At 62.0% G+C, this 21,751-nt stretch carries 19 protein-coding genes and 1 pseudogene; 8 read left to right on the top strand and 12 right to left on the bottom strand.

Annotated elements, in window-relative coordinates; all coding sequences use genetic code 11:
* Window positions 1-78 precede the first annotated feature (78 nt).
* Window positions 79-1,119: an RNA methyltransferase gene (locus CW305_RS09335; protein ID WP_104097730.1), complete on the bottom strand. Its 1,041-nt coding sequence runs from the start codon at window positions 1,117-1,119 to the stop codon at window positions 79-81.
* Between the two features lie 22 nt (window positions 1,120-1,141).
* The gene (locus CW305_RS09330) at window positions 1,142-2,290 is read right to left on the bottom strand and encodes an MFS transporter (protein ID WP_104097729.1); all 1,149 of its coding nucleotides are present in this window, start codon (window positions 2,288-2,290) and stop codon (window positions 1,142-1,144) included.
* 331 nt (window positions 2,291-2,621) lie between these two features.
* On the opposite strand from CW305_RS09330, the gene CW305_RS09325 reads away from it, so the two are divergent.
* Both CW305_RS09325 and CW305_RS09320 read left to right on the top strand, forming a co-directional pair.
* Window positions 2,622-2,921 (top strand): DUF1883 domain-containing protein, encoded by a 300-nt coding sequence (locus tag CW305_RS09325; RefSeq protein ID WP_104097728.1) that lies wholly within the window; start codon window positions 2,622-2,624, stop codon window positions 2,919-2,921.
* A 41-nt stretch (window positions 2,922-2,962) separates the two neighbouring features.
* Window positions 2,963-3,937, top strand: coding sequence for a DMT family transporter (locus CW305_RS09320; RefSeq protein WP_104097727.1), 975 nt, complete (start codon window positions 2,963-2,965; stop codon window positions 3,935-3,937).
* 13 nt (window positions 3,938-3,950) lie between these two features.
* Here the strand turns inward: CW305_RS09320 and CW305_RS09315 are convergent, their stop codons facing one another.
* Both CW305_RS09315 and pnuC read right to left on the bottom strand, forming a co-directional pair.
* Window positions 3,951-4,475: an AAA family ATPase gene (locus CW305_RS09315; protein WP_104097726.1), complete on the bottom strand. Its 525-nt coding sequence runs from the start codon at window positions 4,473-4,475 to the stop codon at window positions 3,951-3,953.
* Complete coding sequence (gene pnuC / locus CW305_RS09310; protein WP_044314525.1) at window positions 4,472-5,035, bottom strand: nicotinamide riboside transporter PnuC; 564 nt, start codon at window positions 5,033-5,035, stop codon at window positions 4,472-4,474. The genes CW305_RS09315 and pnuC overlap by 4 nt, the downstream gene beginning before the upstream one ends.
* 238 nt (window positions 5,036-5,273) lie before the next feature.
* Between pnuC and CW305_RS09305 the strand changes: the two genes are divergently transcribed.
* Complete coding sequence (locus tag CW305_RS09305; RefSeq protein WP_104097725.1) at window positions 5,274-6,386, top strand: acyltransferase family protein; 1,113 nt, start codon at window positions 5,274-5,276, stop codon at window positions 6,384-6,386.
* A gap of 7 nt (window positions 6,387-6,393) precedes the next feature.
* Here CW305_RS09305 and CW305_RS09300 read toward each other — a convergent pair whose 3' ends face one another.
* Together CW305_RS09300 and metH are read right to left on the bottom strand one after the other, a co-directional pair.
* Window positions 6,394-6,720 carry a DUF5629 family protein gene (locus CW305_RS09300; protein ID WP_104097724.1) on the bottom strand — a complete coding sequence of 109 codons (327 nt, stop codon included), beginning with the start codon at window positions 6,718-6,720 and terminating at the stop codon, window positions 6,394-6,396.
* 57 nt (window positions 6,721-6,777) lie between these two features.
* On the bottom strand, window positions 6,778-10,470 hold the full coding sequence (gene metH / locus CW305_RS09295; RefSeq protein WP_104097723.1) for a methionine synthase: 3,693 nt from the start codon (window positions 10,468-10,470) through the stop codon (window positions 6,778-6,780).
* A 163-nt stretch (window positions 10,471-10,633) separates the two neighbouring features.
* Here metH and CW305_RS09290 point away from each other — a divergent pair, with 163 nt between their 5' ends.
* From CW305_RS09290 to CW305_RS09275, 4 genes are all read left to right on the top strand, one after another.
* Entirely contained in the window at window positions 10,634-12,913 is a 2,280-nt protein-coding gene (locus tag CW305_RS09290) for a fatty acid cis/trans isomerase (RefSeq protein ID WP_104097722.1), read from the top strand.
* Between the two features lie 119 nt (window positions 12,914-13,032).
* A complete protein-coding gene (nfuA, locus tag CW305_RS09285; protein WP_003300421.1) occupies window positions 13,033-13,617 on the top strand; it encodes a Fe-S biogenesis protein NfuA in 585 nt (194 codons plus the stop codon).
* A 151-nt stretch (window positions 13,618-13,768) separates the two neighbouring features.
* On the top strand, window positions 13,769-14,752 hold the full coding sequence (locus tag CW305_RS09280) for a response regulator (RefSeq protein ID WP_023445313.1): 984 nt from the start codon (window positions 13,769-13,771) through the stop codon (window positions 14,750-14,752).
* A 2-nt stretch (window positions 14,753-14,754) separates the two neighbouring features.
* A complete protein-coding gene (locus CW305_RS09275; RefSeq protein WP_023445314.1) occupies window positions 14,755-15,711 on the top strand; it encodes a sensor domain-containing diguanylate cyclase in 957 nt (318 codons plus the stop codon).
* On the opposite strand, the gene CW305_RS09270 is transcribed toward CW305_RS09275, so the two are convergent.
* From CW305_RS09270 to CW305_RS09250, 6 genes and pseudogenes are all read right to left on the bottom strand, one after another.
* A complete protein-coding gene (locus CW305_RS09270) occupies window positions 15,708-16,817 on the bottom strand; it encodes a DNA topoisomerase IB (RefSeq protein ID WP_104097721.1) in 1,110 nt (369 codons plus the stop codon). The two genes, CW305_RS09275 and CW305_RS09270, sit on opposite strands and share 4 nt — an antisense overlap.
* Before the next feature lie 60 nt (window positions 16,818-16,877).
* The gene (locus tag CW305_RS23405) at window positions 16,878-17,042 is read right to left on the bottom strand and encodes a hypothetical protein (RefSeq protein ID WP_003300414.1); all 165 of its coding nucleotides are present in this window, start codon (window positions 17,040-17,042) and stop codon (window positions 16,878-16,880) included.
* Between the two features lie 102 nt (window positions 17,043-17,144).
* On the bottom strand, window positions 17,145-17,837 hold the full coding sequence (locus CW305_RS09265) for a DUF421 domain-containing protein (RefSeq protein ID WP_014820153.1): 693 nt from the start codon (window positions 17,835-17,837) through the stop codon (window positions 17,145-17,147).
* A gap of 74 nt (window positions 17,838-17,911) precedes the next feature.
* Window positions 17,912-18,193 carry a hypothetical protein gene (locus CW305_RS09260; protein WP_104097720.1) on the bottom strand — a complete coding sequence of 94 codons (282 nt, stop codon included), beginning with the start codon at window positions 18,191-18,193 and terminating at the stop codon, window positions 17,912-17,914.
* Window positions 18,194-18,334: 141 nt separating this feature from the next.
* A complete protein-coding gene (locus tag CW305_RS09255; protein ID WP_003300411.1) occupies window positions 18,335-18,604 on the bottom strand; it encodes a hypothetical protein in 270 nt (89 codons plus the stop codon).
* A gap of 403 nt (window positions 18,605-19,007) precedes the next feature.
* Window positions 19,008-20,651, bottom strand: a pseudogene (locus CW305_RS09250) (methyl-accepting chemotaxis protein).
* Window positions 20,652-20,913: 262 nt separating this feature from the next.
* Between CW305_RS09250 and CW305_RS09245 the strand changes: the two are divergent.
* Window positions 20,914-21,744: an undecaprenyl-diphosphate phosphatase gene (locus CW305_RS09245; RefSeq protein WP_023445318.1), complete on the top strand. Its 831-nt coding sequence runs from the start codon at window positions 20,914-20,916 to the stop codon at window positions 21,742-21,744.
* The last annotated feature ends 7 nt before the right edge of the window (window positions 21,745-21,751 follow it).

The raw sequence follows: 21,751 nt of genomic DNA, 5'->3' as shown, positions 1-21,751 counted from the left end.
CTTGCGCTTTCCTTGCTGTATGAGGCCGGGCGGGCCATCAATCGTATTGCGCTGGGACAGTGACTGCGGCTTGCGGGTTCAGGCCCCGCGATCAACGCGTCGCTTGCGATCGAGCACCTGCTCGGCCCGGGCGCGGAGCTGGCCACAACCGCCATCGATGTCCTGGCCGGCCGAGTTGCGTACCTTGGTCAACACGCCGCGGCTGTGCAGATAACGCACGATCTGCACGATGCGCTCGCCATCGGGACGCTGGTATTGGTCATCTTCCAGGCTGTTGTAGGGGATCAGGTTCATCACCGCGTACTTGCCCTTGAGCAGGCGCAGGATGCCATCCATCTCATCCTGGTTGTCGTTGATGCCCTTGAGCAGTGTCCACTGGTACTGGATCGGGAATCCGGTCGCGCGGGCGTAGGCCTCGCCGAGGTCGACCAGTTCGTCGGGTGCGATCTGTGGCGCCCGCGGCAGCAGGGCCTGACGCAGCGCCGCATCGGTGCTGTGCAGGGACAGGGCCAGCGCCGGCTTGACCCGCTGCTGCGGCAGACGCTCGAACACGCGCATGTCGCCGACGGTGGAGAACACCAGATTCTTGTGGCCGATGCCGCCGTCCGTGCCAAGCAGGTCGATGGCCTCGAGGACGTTGTCGATATTGTGCGCGGGCTCGCCCATGCCCATGAACACCACCTTCTTCACCGGGCGGAAGCGTCGGGCGAGGGCAACCTGGGCGACGATTTCGGCACTGCCCAGCTGACGCAGCAGTCCGCTCTTGCCGGTCATGCAGAACACGCAGCCCACCGCGCAGCCGACCTGGCTGGACACGCACAGCCCGTCGCGCGGCAGCAGGACGCTTTCCACCATCTGCCCATCGGCCAGCTCCACCAGCAGGCGCGCCGAACCGTCGGCCGCCGGATGTTCGGAACGCAGCCGCGCCAGTCCGTCGATCTCGGCGCTCAGCGCCGGCAGCCCTGCGCGCACGCTCAGCGGCAGGAAGTCCTCGGCCTGTTGCTGGCGTCGGCCGACATCGAGCGGCAGGCCCTTGAGCCAGGCACGGGTCATTCGCCCGATGTGACGGGGCTTGGCGCCAATCTCGGCGAGGCGTTGCTGCAGGTCTGGGATTCGCATAGGGCGCGCATTCTATCCGGGGTCACGCGGTGAAGCGACGGCAGAACGGCACGATGCCGACAAGCAGGACGGCGAGTAGCGCGAAGGCCATGCCCAGCGAGCTGAAATGCGCGACCACGCCCATCATGGCCGGGCCGGCGAGGACTCCGGCGAAACCGATGGTGGTCGCCACGGTGACGGCCAGTTGCACCGGCATGCCGTCCTGCCGGCTCAGGGACGAAATCAGCACCGGCGAGACGTTCGCGCAGCCCAACCCGCACAATCCGTAGCCGATCAGCGCCACGGCCCAGTGTTCGGCGGCCAGGCTCAAGCCGATGCCGAACGCAGCGAGCAACCCGCCAAAGGCGATGACGCGGGCCGTGCCGAGTGCATTGACCAGCGGGCCGCCAGCGAAGCGCGCGATGGTCACCATGAGGGCGAAGGCTGCGTAACCCAGGCCGCCCTTGGCCACTTCGAGGCCTTTCTCACCGGTCAGGTAAAGCGCGCTCCAGTCCAGCACGGCGCCTTCGGCCAGATAGACGACAAAGCACATCAGGCCTACGAGTAACACCACGCCTGTGGGCCGCACGAAGGCGAAGCCGCCGCCCGGTGCACGATTCGGCAGAAAGCCGCGGGCCAGGCCGAGGTTCGCCGCAACGATCAGCCCGATCATCAGAAAGCTGCCGATCTCCGGCGCCAGGCCGAGGGTCAGCAGGCCGGTGAGCATCAGTGCGCCGCTGATGGCGCCAAGGCTGTACATGCCGTGGAAGTTCGACATCAGTCGACGGCCGACCGCAGTCTCCACCAGCACCGCCTGAATGTTCATGATTACGTCGATGACGCCCAGGCTGCCGCCGAAGCAGAACAGCGCCAGAGCCAGCAACAGCATCGAGTCGGTCAGGGCCATGCCGGCCAGCGCCAACGCCAGAAGCACGACGCTGCACAGCTGCACCGGGCGGATGCCCCAGCGGCTTACCAGCACGCCGGACAGTGGCATCCAGGTCAGCGAGCCGACGCCGATGCAGAGCAGCAAAAGGCCGAACACTGCATCTGTCATCTCTATGCGTTCGCGTACATAGGGCACCAGCGGCGCCCAGACGGACAGGCCGAAGCCGGCCATGAAGAAACCGCAACGGGTTGCGTTGCGCACGATAGGGGCGTCGATCTGAAGGGTGTTACGGACCGCAAGCATGGGCGGCATTCCTCGATGAACTGGGTTGGCGATGGGGTGAGTGCGCGGCGAGCCGCGTTTCACCACAGGGCCAGCAATCCGGTATCGAAGAGAAACAGCAGTCGGCTTCCCGCGGGCAGGCTTGAAGAGCAGGGGAGTGACGTGCTGGACATGGAAGGAGGGTAGCTGTTGGATAGGTACACAGAGGATACACAACCCGCGCTACTGAACAACCCGCGCGCAGGCCTGGCACGATGGTGCGTCTCCCGCGTGGTTCACAACCGGTCCGATTCGACGGGTGCGCATGCTATCGTTGGCCGCTTTGCCGCCACGTGCGCTGTCGGAGCAGTCGATGAAGTTCATACACCAGCGCGAGCACCTCAACGAGGACGACATCGTCGTCATCGAATGCTCGCAGACCTGCAACATCCGCCTGATGAACGATGCCAATTTCCGTAGTTTCAAGAACGGCGGCCGGCACACCTACCATGGTGGGGCGTTCGATAAATTCCCGGCGAAAATCGTCGTGCCGAGCACCGGCTTCTGGAACATCACCATCGATACGGTCACCCGGCGTCCGATCAGCGTGACGCGCAAACCGAACCTCAGTCACTCGATCAGGATCATTCGACGGTCCCCCTCGCGTCTGTAATCGTCCCATGGGCTGCGAGGCAATTCACAGGGAGCGAGCTTTTGAACCGCAGCCACCATCCGCACGCCATCAACACCAGCCTTGGCAACCACACGCCGGAGACGCGCATGAGCGATAGCCGTGGCGGAACCACCCGCGCGCATCTGGGCATGCTGCTCTGGGCGCTATTTGTCGGGTTGTCGTTCCCCGCGGTGGGTTTGCTCACTGACGGGTTGCCGCCACTGCTGCTGACAGCCATGCGCTTCAGCATTGCGGCATTGGTCCTGGCGCCGCTGGCCTGGCGCCAGAGCGAAGGACGACCGGGCTGGCGCCCCCTGTTGCTGTACGCCGCCATGGGGCTATGCCTGGCGGGCTTTTTCGGCACCATGTTCTGGGCGGCCCATCGGGTCAGCGCGCTGTCGATGGCGACGTTGTTCGTCAGCGTGCCGCTACTGGCGTATTGCCTGGGCCGCGGGCTTGGTGTCGAGCAGCCAGCCGGCCGTCTGTTGGCTATCCTGGCGCTTGGTGCGAGCGGGGCGCTTGGGTTGGCATGGGCCGAGAACGGCGGCGATTTCTCCGGCATGCAGCTCGGCCTGGGCGAGCTGGGCTTCTTCTTCGGATGTGTCGCGTCGGCGTTGTACCCGGTGCTCAGCAAATGGGGGTTGGCGAACGGCACGTTGCCGCGGCAGGCGGGTTTGCGCACCTTCTGGAGCCTGATCGCCGGCGCGCTGTTGATCGGCCTGATGGGCTTTATCTGGGAGCGACCGGCGTCGCTGCTGCGCATGAACCTGCTGGATTTGCTGCTGGTGATCTACCTTGGCGTGTTCTCCAGCGCGATGACCTTTTTCCTGCAGCAGCGCGCGACCGCCGTTCTCAGCCCCGGTGCGGTCACGGCGTACAGCTACCTGGTGCCTTTCGTCTCGATGCTGCTGCTGTTCTTCGATCAGCCGGCGCGCATGGGTGTGCACTGGTTGCCGGGTAGCCTGTTGGTCGTGCTTGCCATCGGCCTGTTGTTACGTCGTGACCGCCAGCCATAGGGCTTGCGGGCAGTCATTCGCCTAGCAGAGCGCGGGTGTGGGCGATCGCCTGCCTCTCGCGCTCGGTCCAGCCGCCGCTGACCTCGACGAAGGGCTGGTCCCGCTGCACCAACCAGCTGCGACATGCCTGGAAGAAGTCCATTCGTTCGCTGAGATCAGGCTGACAGCGCTGACCGTCGCCATGCCACTCGATTCCCTCGGGCGAGAGCAACAGATGTTGGTGGTAATCCCGCGCCAGCAGCTCGTCCTCGAGCCAGGCGGGGCAATCGCCGAACAGCGTATGACTCCAGAGCATGTTGCTTAGCAGATGGGTGTCGAGAATCAGCAGATGCGGTGCATGAATTCTCGCGGCGTCTTCCCAGTCCAGCTGGCCACGGGCAATCGCAGGAATGTCGGCAAGCGTCGTGTCGCGTTGCGTCTGCTCGATGTAATGGCGAACGTATTCGCCCACCATCATTCCGCCGAATGTGTGCAGCAGCCGCTGTGCAAGCCAGCTTTTGCCGGTGGACTCCGGACCGGTGAGCACCAGCACCTTCATCGCGTCGCCACCAGTGCAGTGCGCCACTCTCGCAGCCCCATGATCGCGAGCCCGGTGAACAGCGCGTAGAGGCCGGCCGTCAGCCAGTAGCCCTGATAGCTGAAGAAGCCAATGAACAGCACATCCACGACGATCCACAGGAGCCAGCACTGCAGGCGCTTGAGGGCCATCCACAGCTGTGCGAGCAGGCTGAATGCGGTGAGGGTGGCGTCGATCCAGGGAAAGGCGGCCTCGGTGAAGCTCGCCATGGCGCTGCCGAGCAGCAGGCTGCCGAGCGCTGCACAGGCAATGCCTATAGCCACCTCACGCGGGCTGGCGCCGGTCACGGGCCTACCGTGTTCGCCTGCGGCACCTCGCGTCCAGGCCCACCAACCGTAGAGCTGCATTGCGGCGAAAACACTATGCAGCAACACCTGTGAATACAGCCTGGCGTCGAGGAAAAACCAGGCGTACAGCGACACCATGCCCAGCCCGATCGGCCAGCACCATGGGTTCTGGCGCACCGTCAGCCATACGGCGATTACGCCAAGCAGCGAGGCGATCAGTTCGAGAGACGACATGGTGTGCAACCGGGCTTGCAGACGAGGGGCGCGATCATAGCGGACGTCTCCGCCGATAGCTGCATGTTGTGAGGCGCGCCAGGATTGAACGACGCCGGTATGGGCTGGTCATGGTTGAGGCGAGGGCGCAGCGGGAGGCTGGCCAGGTGTTGAACAAAGCCCCGAGGTAATGGAATCGATCCTGAGTGACCCAGGCAATGGCTGGTAGTCGCGGTGGCTTGCGAATATCGGACTGCTTATGAGTGATGCCGGAGCGCGGCACGGCAAGAATCGCAATATTCAATTTCTCCGTGGGCTGGCAATCGTGATGGTGCTGCTGGCCCATGCGTCGGTGATGCTGGTTGGTGCGGAGGCAGACTGGTGGGATGGTTTGCTGCAGCGCTTCCTGCCGGGCGTCGGGGTCGATCTGTTCTTTCTTATTTCCGGCTACTTGATGGGCGCGACCTTTCTGCGCAAGCAGCAGGATTTCGATGCCGAGGCTGTGTACGCCTTCTACAAGAAGCGCATCCGCCGTGTGCTGCTGCCGACCTGGTTCTGGGCGGCAGTGGTATTGCTGTTCAGCGTCATCGAGCCGCCGCGTGGGGCGCCGGCTTACTCGCTGGACACGCTGCTCGGTGTGACGGCGAGCGCGGCGTTTTTTCTCGCCAATGTCTTCAACGGGTTGCATGAGACAGATTTCGGCTATTTCTGGTCGATCGCTCTGGAGGTGCAGTTCTACCTGCTGTTCCCGTTGTTGCTCCTGCTGCGCCGGGCGTTCTGGCCGGCGGTGATCGGTATCGTGCTGTGGTTCAGCTTCGCCAATCCTTTCGCGCCCGAGTGGTTGTTCCGGGCGAACGGCCTGTTCATGGGGCTGCTGCTATGGAAGCTGTCGTCGCTGGATCAGTTTCGCGTCGTCGAGCGCGACATCGAGGCGATGACCGCCAGCAGCAAAGTGCTGGTGATCGGTCTGGCGGTGGTCTCGGCGAGCCTTCTGGCCATCGCGCTGGAACCGCTCGCGTCGTTCCGCTGGGCGGCGACGACACTGGTGCTGGCTGTTCCATTCATGCTGGCTGTCTGTTCCAGCGAGGCGATCTTCGGCGCCTTGTCGCGTCCGTTGGAGACAGTCGGGCAGCTGTCGTTCTCGCTGTACCTGTGCCATATACCGGTCTGGCTGCTGTGCATGAGCTGGCTCGATGACCAGCCGCTGCTGCCGCGCGTGGCGGTTTGCTTAACCATGTCGCTAATCGTTGCCGGCCTGAGCTATCGCTATATCGAACGGCCGCTGATGGAGGGTGCGAAGTCGGCGGCAGCCGCCGGAGAGGGGACGACTGCGAGTTCAATAGCCGTCGCCCGCGCAGGGCGAGGCGGCTAGAGACGCGTTACTCGTCCTCGTCCTCGCCGCCGATGGCGCTGAGGCACTGCAGGCGGTGCGGGCCTTCCAGTAGCCAGCTTTCGCCATCGGGCTGGCGCTGGGCTTCCATGATCTGGTTGTAGCTGAACTGCCACTGGCGGCGTGTGCGGCCGTCGACCAGATCGATCGTCAGCAGGATGTCCTCGCTGGCGAATGGCTGATTGGCCTCCGCGGCGGCGTCTGCATCGTCGAGCAGCGCCTCGTTCAGTGCGAACTGCCAGGCATGCAGGTCGTCGATGATCAGCATGTCGGCGGTTTCGAGTTCGTCGATCAGCAGCGGTGTTTCGGATGACATGGTGCAAGCTCCATTGAGCGGAACGACGGCGGGCGCTCACAAGCGCCCGCCGCGGGATCAGTTGTCGTAGCCCAGGTTCGGCATCAGCCAGCGTTCGCTGACGGCGATGTCTTCACCCTTGCGCTGGCTGTAGCTTTCCACCTGATCCTTGTCGATCTTGCCGACGGCGAAATACTGTGCCTCCGGATGGGCGAAGTACCAGCCGCTGACCGCCGCGGTCGGCAGCATGGCGTAGTGCTCGGTGAGGGTGACCTGGCTGATGCCGTCGGCATCCAGCAGCTGGAACAGCGTGCCTTTCTCGGTATGGTCCGGGCAGGCCGGGTAGCCGGGGGCAGGGCGGATGCCCTTGTACTGTTCGCGGATCAGCTCCTCGTTGCTCAGCTGCTCATCCTGAGCGTAGCCCCAGTACTGCTTGCGCACCTGTTGATGCAGCCACTCGGCGCAGGCTTCGGCGAGGCGGTCGGCGAGCGCCTTGACCATGATCGAGTTGTAGTCGTCGCCTTTGTCCTGATAGGCCTTGGCCAGCTCCTCGGCACCGATGCCCGCGGTGCAGATAAAGCCGCCTACATAGTCGGTGATGCCGCTGTCTTTCGGCGCGACGAAGTCGGCCAGGGAAAGGTTCGGCTTGGCGTCCGGCTTGATGATCTGCTGGCGCAGGTGGTGCAGGGTGGCCAGCTTCTCGCCGTTGTCGCCATACACTTCAAGATCGTCGTCCTGCACCTGATTGGCCGGCCAGAAGCCGAACACCGCACGGGCGCGGATCAGCTTCTCGTCGATCAGCTTGTTCAGCATCGCTTGGGCATCGCTGAACAGCGAGGTAGCCGCTTCGCCGACCACTTCGTCCTCGAGAATGCGCGGGTATTTGCCGGCCAGGTCCCAGGCAATGAAGAACGGCGTCCAGTCGATGTATTCGGCCAGCGTGCGCAGGTCGATATCTTCCAGCAGCTGGCGGCCGGTAAAGCTCGGCTTGACCGGCGTGTAGCCGGCCCAGTCGAACTGCGGCTTGTTGGCGACGGCCTGGGCGTAGCTCAGCCGTTCGGTGCGCGCGCTACGGTTGGCCGTGCGCTCGCGGATCATGGCGTATTCTTCACGGGTCTTGTCGACGAACGCCGGCTTCAGTTCTTTCGACAACAGGGTCGTGGCAACGCCCACCGCACGCGAGGCGTCGGTGACGTAGACCACCGCATCGTTGTGGTACTGCGGGTCGATCTTCACCGCGGTGTGTGCCTTGGACGTGGTGGCGCCGCCGATCATCAGCGGCAGGCTGAAGCCCTGGCGCTGCATTTCCTTGGCAACGTGGACCATCTCGTCCAGCGAAGGCGTGATCAGGCCGGAGAGGCCGATGATGTCGCACTTCTCGGCGATGGCGGTCTGCAGAATCTTCTCCGCCGGCACCATCACGCCCATGTCGACAACGTCGTAACCGTTACAGCCGAGCACCACGCCGACGATGTTCTTGCCGATGTCGTGCACGTCGCCTTTCACCGTGGCCATGAGGATCTTGCCCTTGGCTTCCGGCTTGTCGCCTTTTTCCGCCTCGATGAAGGGAATCAGATGGGCGACGGCCTGCTTCATCACGCGCGCCGACTTGACCACCTGGGGCAGGAACATCTTGCCGGCGCCAAACAGGTCGCCGACCACGTTCATACCGCTCATCAGTGGGCCTTCGATCACCTCGATGGGTCGCTTGCACTGCTGGCGGCATTCCTCGGTGTCTTCGACGATAAAGGCGGTGATGCCCTTGACCAGTGCGTGCTCGAGGCGCTTGTCCACCGGCAGGCTGCGCCACTCTTCGGTTTCGGCCTCCTTCACGGAGCCGTCGCCCTTGTATTTGTCAGCGAGCTCCAGCAAGCCTTCGGTGCCGTTGGCGCTGCGGTTGAGTACCACGTCCTCGACCGCGTCGCGCAGCTCCTTGGGAATCTCGTCGTAGATCTCCAGTTGACCGGCGTTGACGATGCCCATGGTCAGGCCCGCCTTGATCGCATGGAACAGGAATACCGAGTGGATCGCTTCGCGCACCGGGTTGTTGCCGCGGAAGGAGAACGACACGTTGGATACGCCGCCCGAAGTCAGCGCGTAGGGCAGGTTGTCGCGAATGAAAACGCAGGCCTCGATGAAGTCGACTGCGTAGTTGTTGTGTTCCTCGATGCCGGTGGCGATGGCAAAGATGTTCGGGTCGAAGATGATGTCTTCCGGCGGAAAGCCGACTTCATTGACCAGAATGTCGTAGCTGCGCTGGCAGATCTCGCGCTTGCGTGCGGCGGTATCGGCCTGGCCGGCTTCGTCGAAGGCCATGACCACCACGGCGGCGCCATAGCGCTTGCACAGGTGGGCGTGGTGCTTGAACTGCTCGACGCCTTCCTTCATCGAGATCGAGTTGACGATGCCCTTGCCCTGGATGCACTTGAGGCCTGCCTCGATCACTTCCCACTTCGAGGAGTCGATCATGATCGGCACGCGGGAGATGTCCGGTTCGCCGGCGATCAGGTTGAGGAAGGTGACCATGGCCGCCTTCGAATCCAGCATGCCCTCGTCCATGTTGATGTCGATCACCTGGGCGCCGGCTTCGACCTGCTGCAGGGCGACTTCCAGAGCCTCGGTGTAGTTCTCCTCGCGGATCAGGCGGGCGAACTTGGCGGAGCCGGTGATGTTGGTGCGCTCGCCGACGTTGACGAACAGCGAGCTGCGGTCGATGGTGAACGGCTCCAGACCCGAGAGTCGGCAGGCCTTGGGGATGTCCGGAATGACGCGCGGCGGGTATTTGCTGACAGCCTCGGCAATCGCCTGGATGTGAGCAGGCGTGGTACCGCAGCAGCCGCCGATGATGTTGAGAAAGCCGGAGGAGGCGAATTCCTCGACCACCGCGGCCATCTCTGCCGGGCTTTCGTCGTATTCGCCGAAGGCGTTCGGCAGGCCAGCGTTGGGATGCGCGGAAACGAAGGTTTCGGCCTTGCTGGAGAGCTCTTCCAGGTATGGGCGCAGGTCCTTGGCGCCCAGAGCGCAGTTCAGGCCCACGGAGATCGGCTTGGAGTGGCGCACCGAGTTCCAGAATGCCTCGGTGGTCTGCCCGGACAGCGTGCGGCCGGAAGCGTCGGTGATGGTGCCGGAGATCATGATCGGCAGTTCGACACCTTCGTCTTCGAACACCTGCTGCACGGCGAAGATGGCCGCCTTGGCATTGAGCGTGTCGAAGATCGTTTCGATCAGGATCAGATCGGCGCCGCCCTCGATCAGGCCGCGCGTGGCCTCGACGTAGTTCTCTACCAGCAGGTCGAAGGTGACGTTGCGATAGCCGGGGTTGTTGACGTCCGGGGAGATCGAGCAGGTGCGGCTGGTCGGGCCGAGTACACCGGCGACGAAGCGCGGACGGTCCGGTGTTTCGGCAGTCTTGGCGTCCGCCACTTCACGGGCCAGGCGCGCGCCTTCGACGTTCAGCTCGTAGACCAGCTCTTCCATGCCGTAGTCGGCCTGGGAAACGCGAGTGGCGTTGAAGGTGTTGGTCTCGAGAATGTCGGCGCCGGCATCGAGATAGGCTTTCTCGATGGCCTGGATCACGTCCGGGCGGCTGAGCAGCAGCAGGTCATTGTTGCCTTTGACATCCTGTGGCCAGTCGGCGAAGCGCGCGCCGCGGTAGTCCTCTTCCTCCAGTTTGTAGCTCTGGATCATGGTGCCCATGCCGCCGTCGAGAATCAGGATGCGCTCTTTGAGCGCTTGCTGAAGGGCCTGAAGACGGGAGCTGCGAGTGGACATGGGGACTACCTGAAAAGCTGGGACAAAAGAGCGCGAATGATAGCAAAGCTGCATGCTTTTTTAGCCTTCGCGCTTTTGCATGAAGATTATTCAGGTTGGCAGGCGTTGGCCGTGACCCGGCAGAGGCGAATAGAATACGCACTTATCTCAAGGCGTTCGATGCATGTCATTTCGTTTCTGGCTCGCTGGCTTTCTATTCCTCTCGTTCACCGCTGCGCGCGCCGAAGCCCTCTCTTATCAGCGTGATATCCAGCCGATATTCACCGCCAAGTGCGTCGCTTGCCACGCCTGTTATGACTCGCCCTGCCAACTCAATCTCGGCAGTGGTGAGGGTGCATCCCGCGGCGCGAACAAGCTGCCGGTCTACAACGGCGTACGGGTAAAGGCCCAGGAGCCCACGCGCCTGTTTCTCGACGCCGATCACGACGCCGCGTGGCGGCGCAAGGGCTTCAATTCGGTACTCAATGGCGAGGGCAACCAGGCTGCGCTGATGGCACGAATGCTCGAGCTCGGTCGCAGCCAGCCGCTGACGCCCAATGCCAAGCTGCCGTCAGCGCTGGAGATCGGCATCGGCCGGGAAAACACCTGCCCGCTGCCGGATGAATTCGACCGCTACGCCCGACGCAACATGCATGGCGGTATGCCTTTCGCCGTGACCGGGCTGAGCGATGCGGAGTACGCACTCCTACAGCGTTGGCTGGAGCAGGGCGCGTCAGTCGATGCGAGTTCGCCGCCCGAGCCTTCGGCAACCGAGTCCGTGCAGATCGACGAGTGGGAACGCTTGCTCAACACTCCCGGTGCACGCGGCAATCTGGTTGGCCGCTGGTTGTATGAGCACCTTTTCATTGCGCATCTGTACTTCGAAGGGGAGGGAGGCGGTCGTTTCTATCAGCTGGTGCGTTCGCGCACGCCCAGTGGCGAGCCGGTCGACGCCATTGCGACGCGACGGCCGAACGATGATCCGGGTACCCGGTTCAGCTATCGCCTGCGACCGATTACCGACGTGATCGTGCACAAGACGCACATCACCTATCCACTCAGCGCTGCGAAGCTGGCGCGGGTCCGTTCGCTGTTCTTCAGCGGTGACTCGACGGTGGATGCCATCCCCGGTTACGGCGCAGATCACAGAGCCAATCCGTTCAAGACTTTCCAGGCTATTCCTGCCGAGGCGCGGTACCAGTTCATGCTGGATAACGCCGAGTATTTCGTCCGCACCTTTATCCGCGGGCCGGTGTGCCGCGGGCAGATCGCCACGGACGTGATTCGCGACAACTTCTGGGTGTTCTTCCAGGACCCGCAGCACGATCTGTACATTACCGACCGGCGCTATCGCGAACAGACCACGCCGCTGCTGGCGATGCCCGGGCAGTTCGATGAAATGGGCGACCTGCTTGCGTTCTGGAAGAGCTACCGGGTCAAGCGCAATCAGTACGAACAGCTGCGCATGAATGCCTATGCGGGCAAGCCCGCGCAGTGGAAGCAGATCTGGTCCGGCAATGACAATGCCTTGCTGAGCATCTTCCGCCAGCATGACAGCGCCTCGGTGCGCAAAGGGCTGATCGGCGAGATTCCGCAGACGCTCTGGTGGATGGACTATCCGCTGCTCGAGCGCACCTACTACCAACTCGTGGTCAATTTCGACGTGTTCGGCAACGTCTCCCATCAGGGCCAGACACGGCTTTACTTCGACCTGATTCGCAACGGCGCGGAGCTGAACTTCCTTCGGCTGCTACCGGCCGCCTCACGCCAGGCCATCCTCGATGGCTGGTACGAGCAGGGTGGGCAGCTGAAGCTGCTCTTGGCCTACACCTCCATCGACGATTCCACACCCTCGCTGCTGACGCTGAACAGGGCTGATCCGAAGCGCGCGTTCGCTCGAGAGATGCTGGCAATGTACGCCGGCATCAACGCAGCCCCCGATCCGATCAATCGTTGCCAGGGTACCCAGTGCTACCGCGCAGGGCAGCCAGCGAGCCTGCAAGGGGCCGAGCAGGCGCTCAGTCGTCTGACCAACCGACTCGCCGGAGGCTTGCCGGCGATCCAGTATCTGCCGGAGGCCACGCTGCTGCGTATCGAGTACGACGGCGATCGGCGTGAGATATACAGCCTGCTGCGCAACCGCGCCCACAGCAACGTCGCCTTCATGTACGGCGAGTCGCTGCGCTGGCAGCCAAGGTTGGACACCCTGACGGTGTATCCAGGGGTACTCAGCAGCTATCCGAATTTCCTCTTCAATGTGCCTGCTGCCGAGGTGCCGGCATTTGTCGCAGCCCTGGAGAAGGTCAGGGGGAGTGATCAGCTGGAGCGCCTGGTCGACCGCTGGGGCGTGCGGCGCAGCCATCCGCGTTTCTGGGATTACTTCAACGATTTGACCCGCTATCTCGAAGAAACCGAGCCACTGGAAGCGGGCGTACTGGATATGAATCGCTACGAAAATCTCTGATTCGCCGCGAGCGGCGACTGCGGCCGGAACTCGACCACGTTTAACCCGACTAAAATACTAGGACTTAACCGCGGCAGTGGTTTGGCGTACACTGCGGCGCATGTCTGCGAGGAGTTCCCATGAGCGCGATCACCATTACCGAAGCTGCACACGATTATCTGGCCGACCTGCTCGAGAAGCAGAACACCACCGGCATCGGCATTCGCATCTTCATTACCCAGCCGGGCACCCCGTATGCTGAAACCTGCATCGCCTACTGCAAGCCGGGCGAGGAGAAGCCTGACGACATTGCACTGGCGCTGAAGAGCTTCACGGCCTGGATCGATGGCACCAGCGAACCCTTCCTCGAGGATGCACTGGTCGACTACGCGACTGACCGGATGGGTGGCCAGCTGACCATCAAGGCGCCGAATGCCAAGGTGCCGATGGTCAATGAAGACAGCCCGATGAACGAGCGCATCAACTATTACCTGCAGACCGAGATCAATCCGGGCCTGGCCAGCCATGGCGGGCAGGTCACGCTGATCGATGTGGTCGAGGAAGGCATCGCAGTGCTGCAGTTCGGCGGTGGTTGTCAGGGCTGCGGACAGGCGGACGTCACCCTCAAGGAAGGTATCGAGAAGACCCTGCTGGCTCGGATTCCAGAGCTCAAGGGCGTGCGCGACGTGACCGATCACACCAACCGCGAGAACGCCTATTACTGATGCGAAACAGCCCGTCGGAGTAGCACCGCCGGGCCGCTCGGCAGTTTTTAAGGTGAAATGCCACTATTTTGCCTTCATGGTGCGCACAGCGCGCCTTTCCTGCGATAAGCTCTCGTGCCAAGGTTAATCGGGCAACGAGAGCTCGCACCACATGTCTGCCATTTCCCTGTTGATCTGCGATGACTCCGCGCTGGCGCGCAAGCAGCTTCTGCAAGCGCTGCCTGCCGGTTGGCCGGTCGACGTCAGTCAGGCGGCCACCGGCCTCGAAGCGTTGGAGCAAGTTCGCGAGGGTGGCGTCGACGTCCTCTTGCTCGACCTCACCATGCCCGAGCTGGATGGCTATCAGGTCCTCGCGCAGCTGCGCGAAGAACGGCTGCAGTGCAAGACGATAGTGATATCCGCCGACATTCAGGATGAGGCCGTGCGCCGTGTCCTGGCCCTCGGCGCGCTGGCTTTCATCAAGAAGCCCGCCGATCCGGTGCACCTGCATCAGACGCTGGCGAGCCTTGGCCTGCTGGATGATGTCTCGCCTCTGATCGCTAGGGTCGCCGGGGAAAAGATCGGTTTTCGCGATACCTTTCGTGAGGTGGTCAACATCGCCATGGGGCGGGCTGCGGCACTCCTGGCGCGGGTGCTGGGTGTGTTCATCCAGTTGCCGATTCCCAATGTAAATATTCTCGAAGTCGGCGAGCTGCATATGGCGCTGGCCGATGCCGCGCGCGGCGAGAAGTTGACCGCCGTCTGCCAGGGCTACATCGGTGGCGGTATCGCAGGCGAGGCGCTGCTGCTGTTCCATGACTCCGAAGTGGCCGACATGGCACGCCTGATGCGGCGGCAGGACTATCTGGAGATGGAGATGCTCCTCGATCTGTCGAGCCTGCTGATCAGCGCATGCCTCAGCGGAATCGCCGAGCAGATCGAAGTGGTGTTTTCCCAGGGGCACCCGCAGGTGCTGGGGCAGCACGCATCGATCGACGAGTTGATCCGGCTCAATAGTGCCCGATGGAAGAAGACCCTGGCGGTCGAGATCAGCTACAGCCTGGAAGGGCACGATATCCACTTTGACCTGCTGCTGTTGTTCACGGAAGATTCGGTCGAGCTGCTGACCCGCAAGCTTGCCCACCTGATGGATTGAGCATGAGCAATTCTGCCGAGTTGAACGAGCTTCACTGGTTGCTGGCGATCGTCCAGAGCATCGACGTGGGCGTCGTCGTGCTGGACCGCGACTACCGTGTCGAGGTCTGGAACACTTTCATGGAAAACCGTTCCGGTTTGCAGCCGGAGAATGCGCGCAATCGGTCGTTCTTCACGCTGTTTCCCGAAGTCGATGAAGACTGGTTCCGCCGCAAGGTGGAAAGCGTGATGACCCTCGGTACGCCATCTTTCACCATCTGGGAGCAGCGCCCTTATCTGCTGCGCTTCAAGAACTACCAGCCGATCACCGGGCTGGAAGACTTCATGTACCAGAACACCACGCTGCTGCCTCTCAAGGGCGTCAACGGCAGCATCGACCAGGTGTGCCTGATCATCTATGACGTCACCGATGTCGCCGTGAACCGCCGCCAGTTGCAGGCGGCGAATGCCGAGTTGCAGCGCCTGTCCAGCACTGACCGGTTGACCGGGCTCTACAACCGCGGGCACTGGGAAGAGATGCTCCGCCTGGATTACGCTCGTCATCGCCGCTATGACAGCCAGGCGGCTTTGGTCATGTTCGATATCGACCACTTCAAGGCGATCAACGATACCTATGGACATCAGGTAGGCGATACCGTGATTCAGCAGGTCGCGGAGCTGATTCGCGAGAATTTGCGCGATTCGGACGTGGCTGGCCGCTACGGCGGTGAAGAGTTCGTGGTACTGCTACCGGATACCGACAAACAGGGTGCAATGACCTTTGCAGAGCGTTTGCGGCATGCGGTGGAGAGCCGCGAGGTTCAGCACGAGCAGCACCGCATTCGCTTCACCATCAGTCTGGGTGTTGCGGACCTCAGCGTCCCCACCCACAGTCATGCGCAACTGATCGAATGGGCCGATTCGGCGCTCTATGCCTCGAAGGCGGCCGGTCGCAATCGCGTCACCCTGCATCAGCACTAGCGCTTCAGCCCCGCCGCTTTGCGGAGAAAAGCCAGCAACGCGACCTCTTCGGCGCTGAGCCACTTCCGTTTGCGCGCTGCGCGCAGATCAGCCAGCTCGCCTGCGCTGAAGGCTTGCAGAATCGCCGGGTGGATGTAGCACTGGCGGCAGACCGCAGGGGTGTTGCCCAGCTGGCTGGCGACCTGCTTCACCGTCTCGACCAGATTCTGCTTGGCGACGGCTTCCGTGGATGCGTCCAGCTTGCGTAGCCGTTCCAGTGCCAGCGCGCTTCCGGCCCAGGTGCGATAGTCCTTGGCAGTGAAGTCGCGGCCGGTCATCTCGCGAAGATAAAGGTTCACGTCGTTGGAGCTGACCGCGCGGCGCTGACCATCTTCATCCAGGTACTGAAACAGCTGCTGGCCCGGCAGCTCCATGCAGCTGCGCATCAGCCTGGCCAGCCGACGGTCGCGCAGGGTGACTTCGTGCTCCACGCCGCTCTTGCCTCGAAAGTGGAAGCGGATCGAGGTTCCTTTGACATCCACGTGACGCGTACGCAGGGTCGTCAGCCCGTAGGATCGGTTGTCCCTCGCATAGCGCGAGTTGCCGATCCGGATCAGGGTCGACTCCAGCAACATGACCACCAGGGCCATGACCTTCTCACGCGCCATGCCGGGTCTAGCCAGGTGTTTTTCCAGATCGCGGCGCAGTTTCGGCAAGGCTTCACCGAACTCGAGCATTCGTTCGTACTTGTCGCTGTCGCGAATCTCTCTCCAACGCGTGTGATAGCGGTATTGCTTGCGTCCACGGGCGTCGCGCCCGGTCGCCTGAAGATGCCCTTGAGCATCCGGGCATATCCATACGTCACGATAAGCGGGTGGAATCGCCAGCTTGTTGATGCGACGAATTTCCTCCTCGTCGCGAATGCGCTCGCCGTTCGGCTCGAAGTAGACGAACTTGCCGCGCAGTCGCCTGCGGCGGATGCCTGGCTGGGAATCATCGACGTAATGCAGGTCCGGCGGCAGTGTTGGGCACAGCAGCGTACCGGTGTCGCCGGTCTCATCGGCAGGAACAGGGCGAGTGCCCTCGGCCAGGGGCACCGGGTCGTCCATCAGGGTGTCGTTGCGCATGTATGACCGTTCCCGCTATGGCCTCGCCGGGGTAGCTACCGGCGAGGCTTTTGGATGGGCTCAACTATCCTTTTCGTTGCTGTTGCGCATCAGCAATCGAATGGCTGCGACCAGCTCGTCGATGGCTTCGCGATAGAGCTCGGGTTTGGCTTCGGTTTCAGCCTGATCGGCATGTTTGCGCGCGGTGTCGAGGTGGTCGTTGATCGATGAATAGTCGCCAAGCATGGTGTGCTCCTGCTGCAGTGAGTAGAGAAGGCGTATCCAGGAAGCGAATTCCGGCGCCTCTAACAACTGACCGGCCAGCAGGATGGCGGTTCTGACCGTGTATCAGCGCGATCTCTGTGTGGAAAGCGCCTTCGACCAGGTTGGATTGGAACACCGCGGGCATTGTTGGCTTTGCTGGCTCTCCAGCGCCTGGGGAAAACCGCAGCGGCTGCAGGCGTACATGCCGGCCGCCGGCACCTGGCGGAAGACCGGCCGGTATTCCGGCGGGAGGACGGACAATCCAGGGCGTACCGCATGGTCTTCATGGAAGAACAGGCTGACGTTGCCATCGTTCTCGAGAATGCCGAGCCTTACCTGGCCGAGGTGCTCGACCCCTTGCTGGCGCAGCTCCATGAAGAATTCATCGGCAGAAATGTTCAGGCTGTCGAGGCTGCGCAGCTCATAGATGCCATCGCGAATGATGGTGACGGGACGGCCTTCGAGCCAGGCTTCGAATCGCGGGCTGCGATTCATGAAGAACACCGTGAGGCGGTACAGCGCCAGCAGGGTGGCGAACACCGCTGCGACCGGCAGCAACGGCACGTCTTCGTAGAATGAAACGTCGCCCGCGGCGGAGCCGAGGGTCAGGATAATCACCAGCTCGAACACCGAAAGCTGGCGAATGCCGCGACGGCCGCTGACCTTGAGAAAGACGAATACGGCAACGAAGGCCAGCAGTGCCCGCAGCGCCACTTCGGCGACGAACATCAAGGGAAATTCGTGCAGAAGCATGCGCTGCATGTCAAAGGGGGTCATCTTGAATCGTCCTTCCAGGCATTCGGTGCGATTTCTTCAAGCTCGGCTTTGGCTGACGCCGACGTCCACCAGGGTCAATGCGCGGCTGCTATCTCGAATTCCAGGTTGATTCCGTCACCGCTGCCGTCGCCCACCACCGAGCCGGTTGCGGGCTTGTGGCTGACGGCTCGACCGTCATAGAAATCGCTCAGGTGCCGCTGTGCGATTTCGCCTATATGCGTGATCAGGCCCGGCATCTGGGCATCTCGCGGCACGATGAAGTGCAGTGTGACGGTATGGGCGCCCGGCTCTTGCGCAAGGTCGGCGAGGCCGCAGCTTTGCCATTGATCGTTGACGTACGCTTCTGCACCTTTCATGAGCTTCTCCTGTTTCACGTGTTGTTGTTTAGGACCGTTAAACACGCGAATGGATCAGTAGAGCAGTTGGCGTAGCCGAATTCGGGGCATGAAAAAAGGCCTGGGGCACCGCCGCAGGCCTTTGTTCGTTGCAAGCCATGGTTACTCTGGCATGTGCCAGGGCGACAGATGCGCGCCGTCGCGGCTCAGCTGTGCGCGAGTCTGTTCCAGGGTTTCGCCGAGCTTCACGGGATCGGTGAACACGCTGCTGGACATCTTGCAGCGGCCTAGCAGACGGGCCTCGTCGCGGTCGACGACGGTGATGCTGACTTCACCGTTTCCTTCGGGCAGCGTCCAGGCAACGCACTGGAAGGGCTTGAACGCGCGGTCGGTGATCAAAAGGGCTTCATTGATACGCAGCGGGGTGTGCATGGGGCATGTCTCTCTGTGTGATACCCAAAATACCTGCAGCCAAGCTCGTTGGCGTTGGCCTTACATTGCAGTTGATGTACCCAGAGGACTGACGAGTCACATGCGAGTTCGAAAAAATTTGAAGGGCTTTGCAATTAGCCAAAAGTATAACGTTGACGCCTGGCCGAGTCGGCTTAGTACGTTTGAGCTAACTCCCTGTAAATATTGAAGAACTTCGCAACGGCATGCGCAGCGTGAGGGAATCGGCGCGGGACGCAAAAAAAATCCCGTGCGACAACCTGTCGCGACGGGAAATGTATCGAATCTCTAAGGGCGTGCTCCGCGATGGAGCGTGGGGCGGGGCGCCTGCTTCGTCGAAGTGCCTGCGGCCTGCTCATCTGGCGGGCCGCAGGCAGAGGGTTTATCAGACCTTGAACTGGCTCAGCAGACGATTCAGCTGATCGGCGAGTTCGCCAAGGCGCTTACCAGCTTCACTGGACTGCTCGGCAGCCAGGGTGCTTTCCTGCGCCAGCCCGGCCGCCTGGGTCACGTTCTGGTTGATGTCCTCGACCACGTGGGACTGTTGTAGCGTGGCACTGGCGATTGATGCGTTCAGGCCTGAGAGGTTGCGCAGCGCCTGGGCAATTTCGCCAAGGCTCTCGCCGGCCTGGCTGGCTTGCTCTACGGTGAGCTGGGAGGCGCGATTGCTTTCCATGATCACGTTTACCGCAGCGCCGGAGTTCTTCTGCAGGCGTTCGATCATGCTATGTATCTCGGCAGTCGATTGTTGCGTACGCTGCGCCAGCAGACGAACCTCGTCGGCCACCACGGCGAAACCGCGGCCCTGTTCACCGGCTCGGGCAGCTTCGATCGCGGCATTGAGTGCGAGCAGGTTGGTCTGCTCGGCGATCGAGCCGATCACTTCCAGTACCGAACCGATCTTGGTGGTTTCATCAGCCAGTGACTGAATCACGTCGACGGCCTGGCCGATGGTCGCGGAAAGCTCGTCGATCTGCTGCAGGCTCGTTTCGATATTGCGCTGACCCTGGCCCGCCTGATTTTCGGCGTTGCCGACTTCGCTGGAGGCATGCTCGGCGTTCTTCGCGACTTCCTGTACGGCGTAGGTGACTTCGTTGACGGCGGTGGCGACCTGCTCCATTTGCAGCATCTGCTGCTGGCTCTGCTCATGGGCCTGACCGGAAAGCTGGCTCAGCGAACGGGAGGATTGGTCCAGCGCGCCGGCTGTCTCGAACAGCTGACCGACCACGGTGCGCAGTTTCTGGGTGAAGCGGTTGAAGTCACGGCCAAGGGTGCTCAGCTCGTCGTTGCCGGATACATCCAGAGTACGCGTCAGATCGGCTTCGCCACTGGCGATATTCGCCATCGCCGACATGGTGTGGCGTAGGGGGCGCACGATGCTGCGGATCAGGATCGCCACCAGCACGGCCATGATTGCCGAGATAAACAGGCCGATCAGGGAGAAACGAGTCAGATAGTTCCAGAATTCCTGTTCGACATCGTCCACGTAGATGCCCGAGCCGATGATCCAGCCCCAAGGCTTGAACAACTGCACGTAGGAGATCTTCGGCACCGGATCTGCCTCACCGGGCTTAACCCACATGTAGTCGACCAGACCAGCCCCGTCCCGCTGGGCGATCTTGACCATCTCGTTGAACAGTTCCTTGCCTTCCGGATCCTTGATCTTCGACAGGTCCTGGTCGTCCAGCTTCGGCTGCATCGGATGCATCGGATGCATGATCATGGTCGGGCCGAGGTCGTTGATCCAGTAATAGTCCTGACCGTCGTAGCGCAGCAGGCGGATCTGCTCCATGGCCGCCTTCTAGGCTTCACTCGTGGTCATGGCGCCACTGGTCTCCTGTGCCCGGTAGTACTCGAGCACGCCGGATGCAGCCTCGACTATGTTCCGAGTTGCCTCCTGCTTGCCACGATACAAATCGGAGCGGACCTGCTGAATCATCAGCATGCCGAGGATGAACAGCATGACGACGGCGACCACGGGGATCAGCCAGAGGCGCTTGCTAATGGGAACGTTGCGCAGCAGATTCATGAATAGGGCTCCTGATGGACTTTCTTATCGTTTTGTTCTGGCTGATCGGTGGGTCTGTCGCGCCGCTGTCGACCTTCTGAATGCGGTCGTTTCGCGGCACCCTGTATAGCTTTTCGGCCGCCCGTGGCTAAAAATGAGCCCCGTTTCGTTTGCAGAGGAATTTAGTTCTCTCGAACGAGTCAGAACAGCCGGCCAGATGGCTTTCTGACATATACCTTGGTTGCATTGAGTCGCGATGGGCTGCATCGCTTTAGGGGAATAGATGGATCTTTGGGTTGCGATTCAGGCGTTGATTCTGGGCGTGGTCGAGGGTGTAACCGAGTTTCTGCCGGTATCCAGTACCGGTCACCAGATCATTGTTGCGGACCTGATCGGTTTTGGTGGCGAGCGGGCGCTGGCCTTCAACATCATCATTCAGCTCGGGGCAATTCTCGCGGTGATCTGGGAGTATCGGCGCAAGATCCTGGACGTAGTGATTGGCCTGCCCAAGGAGTCTCAGGCACAAAAGTTCACCTTGAACCTGCTGATCGCCTTCATGCCTGCAGTTGTCCTCGGTGTCGCTTTTGCCGACCTGATCCACGAATACCTGTTCAACCCCATCACCGTAGCCACCGCGCTGGTGATCGGCGGTGTCGTGATGCTCTGGGCCGAACGGCGTGATCACACCATTCGTGCCGAAACCGTTGACGACATGAACTGGGCATTGGCACTGAAAGTCGGCTTCGCCCAGTGCCTGGCACTGGTGCCCGGCACCTCGCGGTCGGGGTCGACCATCATTGGCGGCCTGCTGTTCGGCCTGTCGCGCAAGGCGGCTACCGAGTTCTCGTTCTTTCTGGCCATGCCGACCATGGTCGGCGCGGCGGTGTACTCCGGCTACAAGTACCGCGAGCTCTTTCAGCCGGGCGATTTCGCCGTGTTCGCGGTCGGATTCGTCACCTCGTTCATCTTCGCGATGCTTGCCGTGCGGGCGCTGCTCAAGTTCATCGGCAATCACAGCTACGCGGCGTTCGCCTGGTACCGGATCGGCTTCGGCCTGCTGATTCTGGCTACCTGGCAGTTCGGGCTGATCGACTGGGCCAGCGCCCAGGGCTGATCCATCG

This window comes from Stutzerimonas kunmingensis, from assembly GCF_002929225.1.
In the GTDB taxonomy this organism is placed as follows: domain Bacteria; phylum Pseudomonadota; class Gammaproteobacteria; order Pseudomonadales; family Pseudomonadaceae; genus Stutzerimonas.
This window is presented reverse-complemented; position numbering and strand designations above follow the sequence as displayed.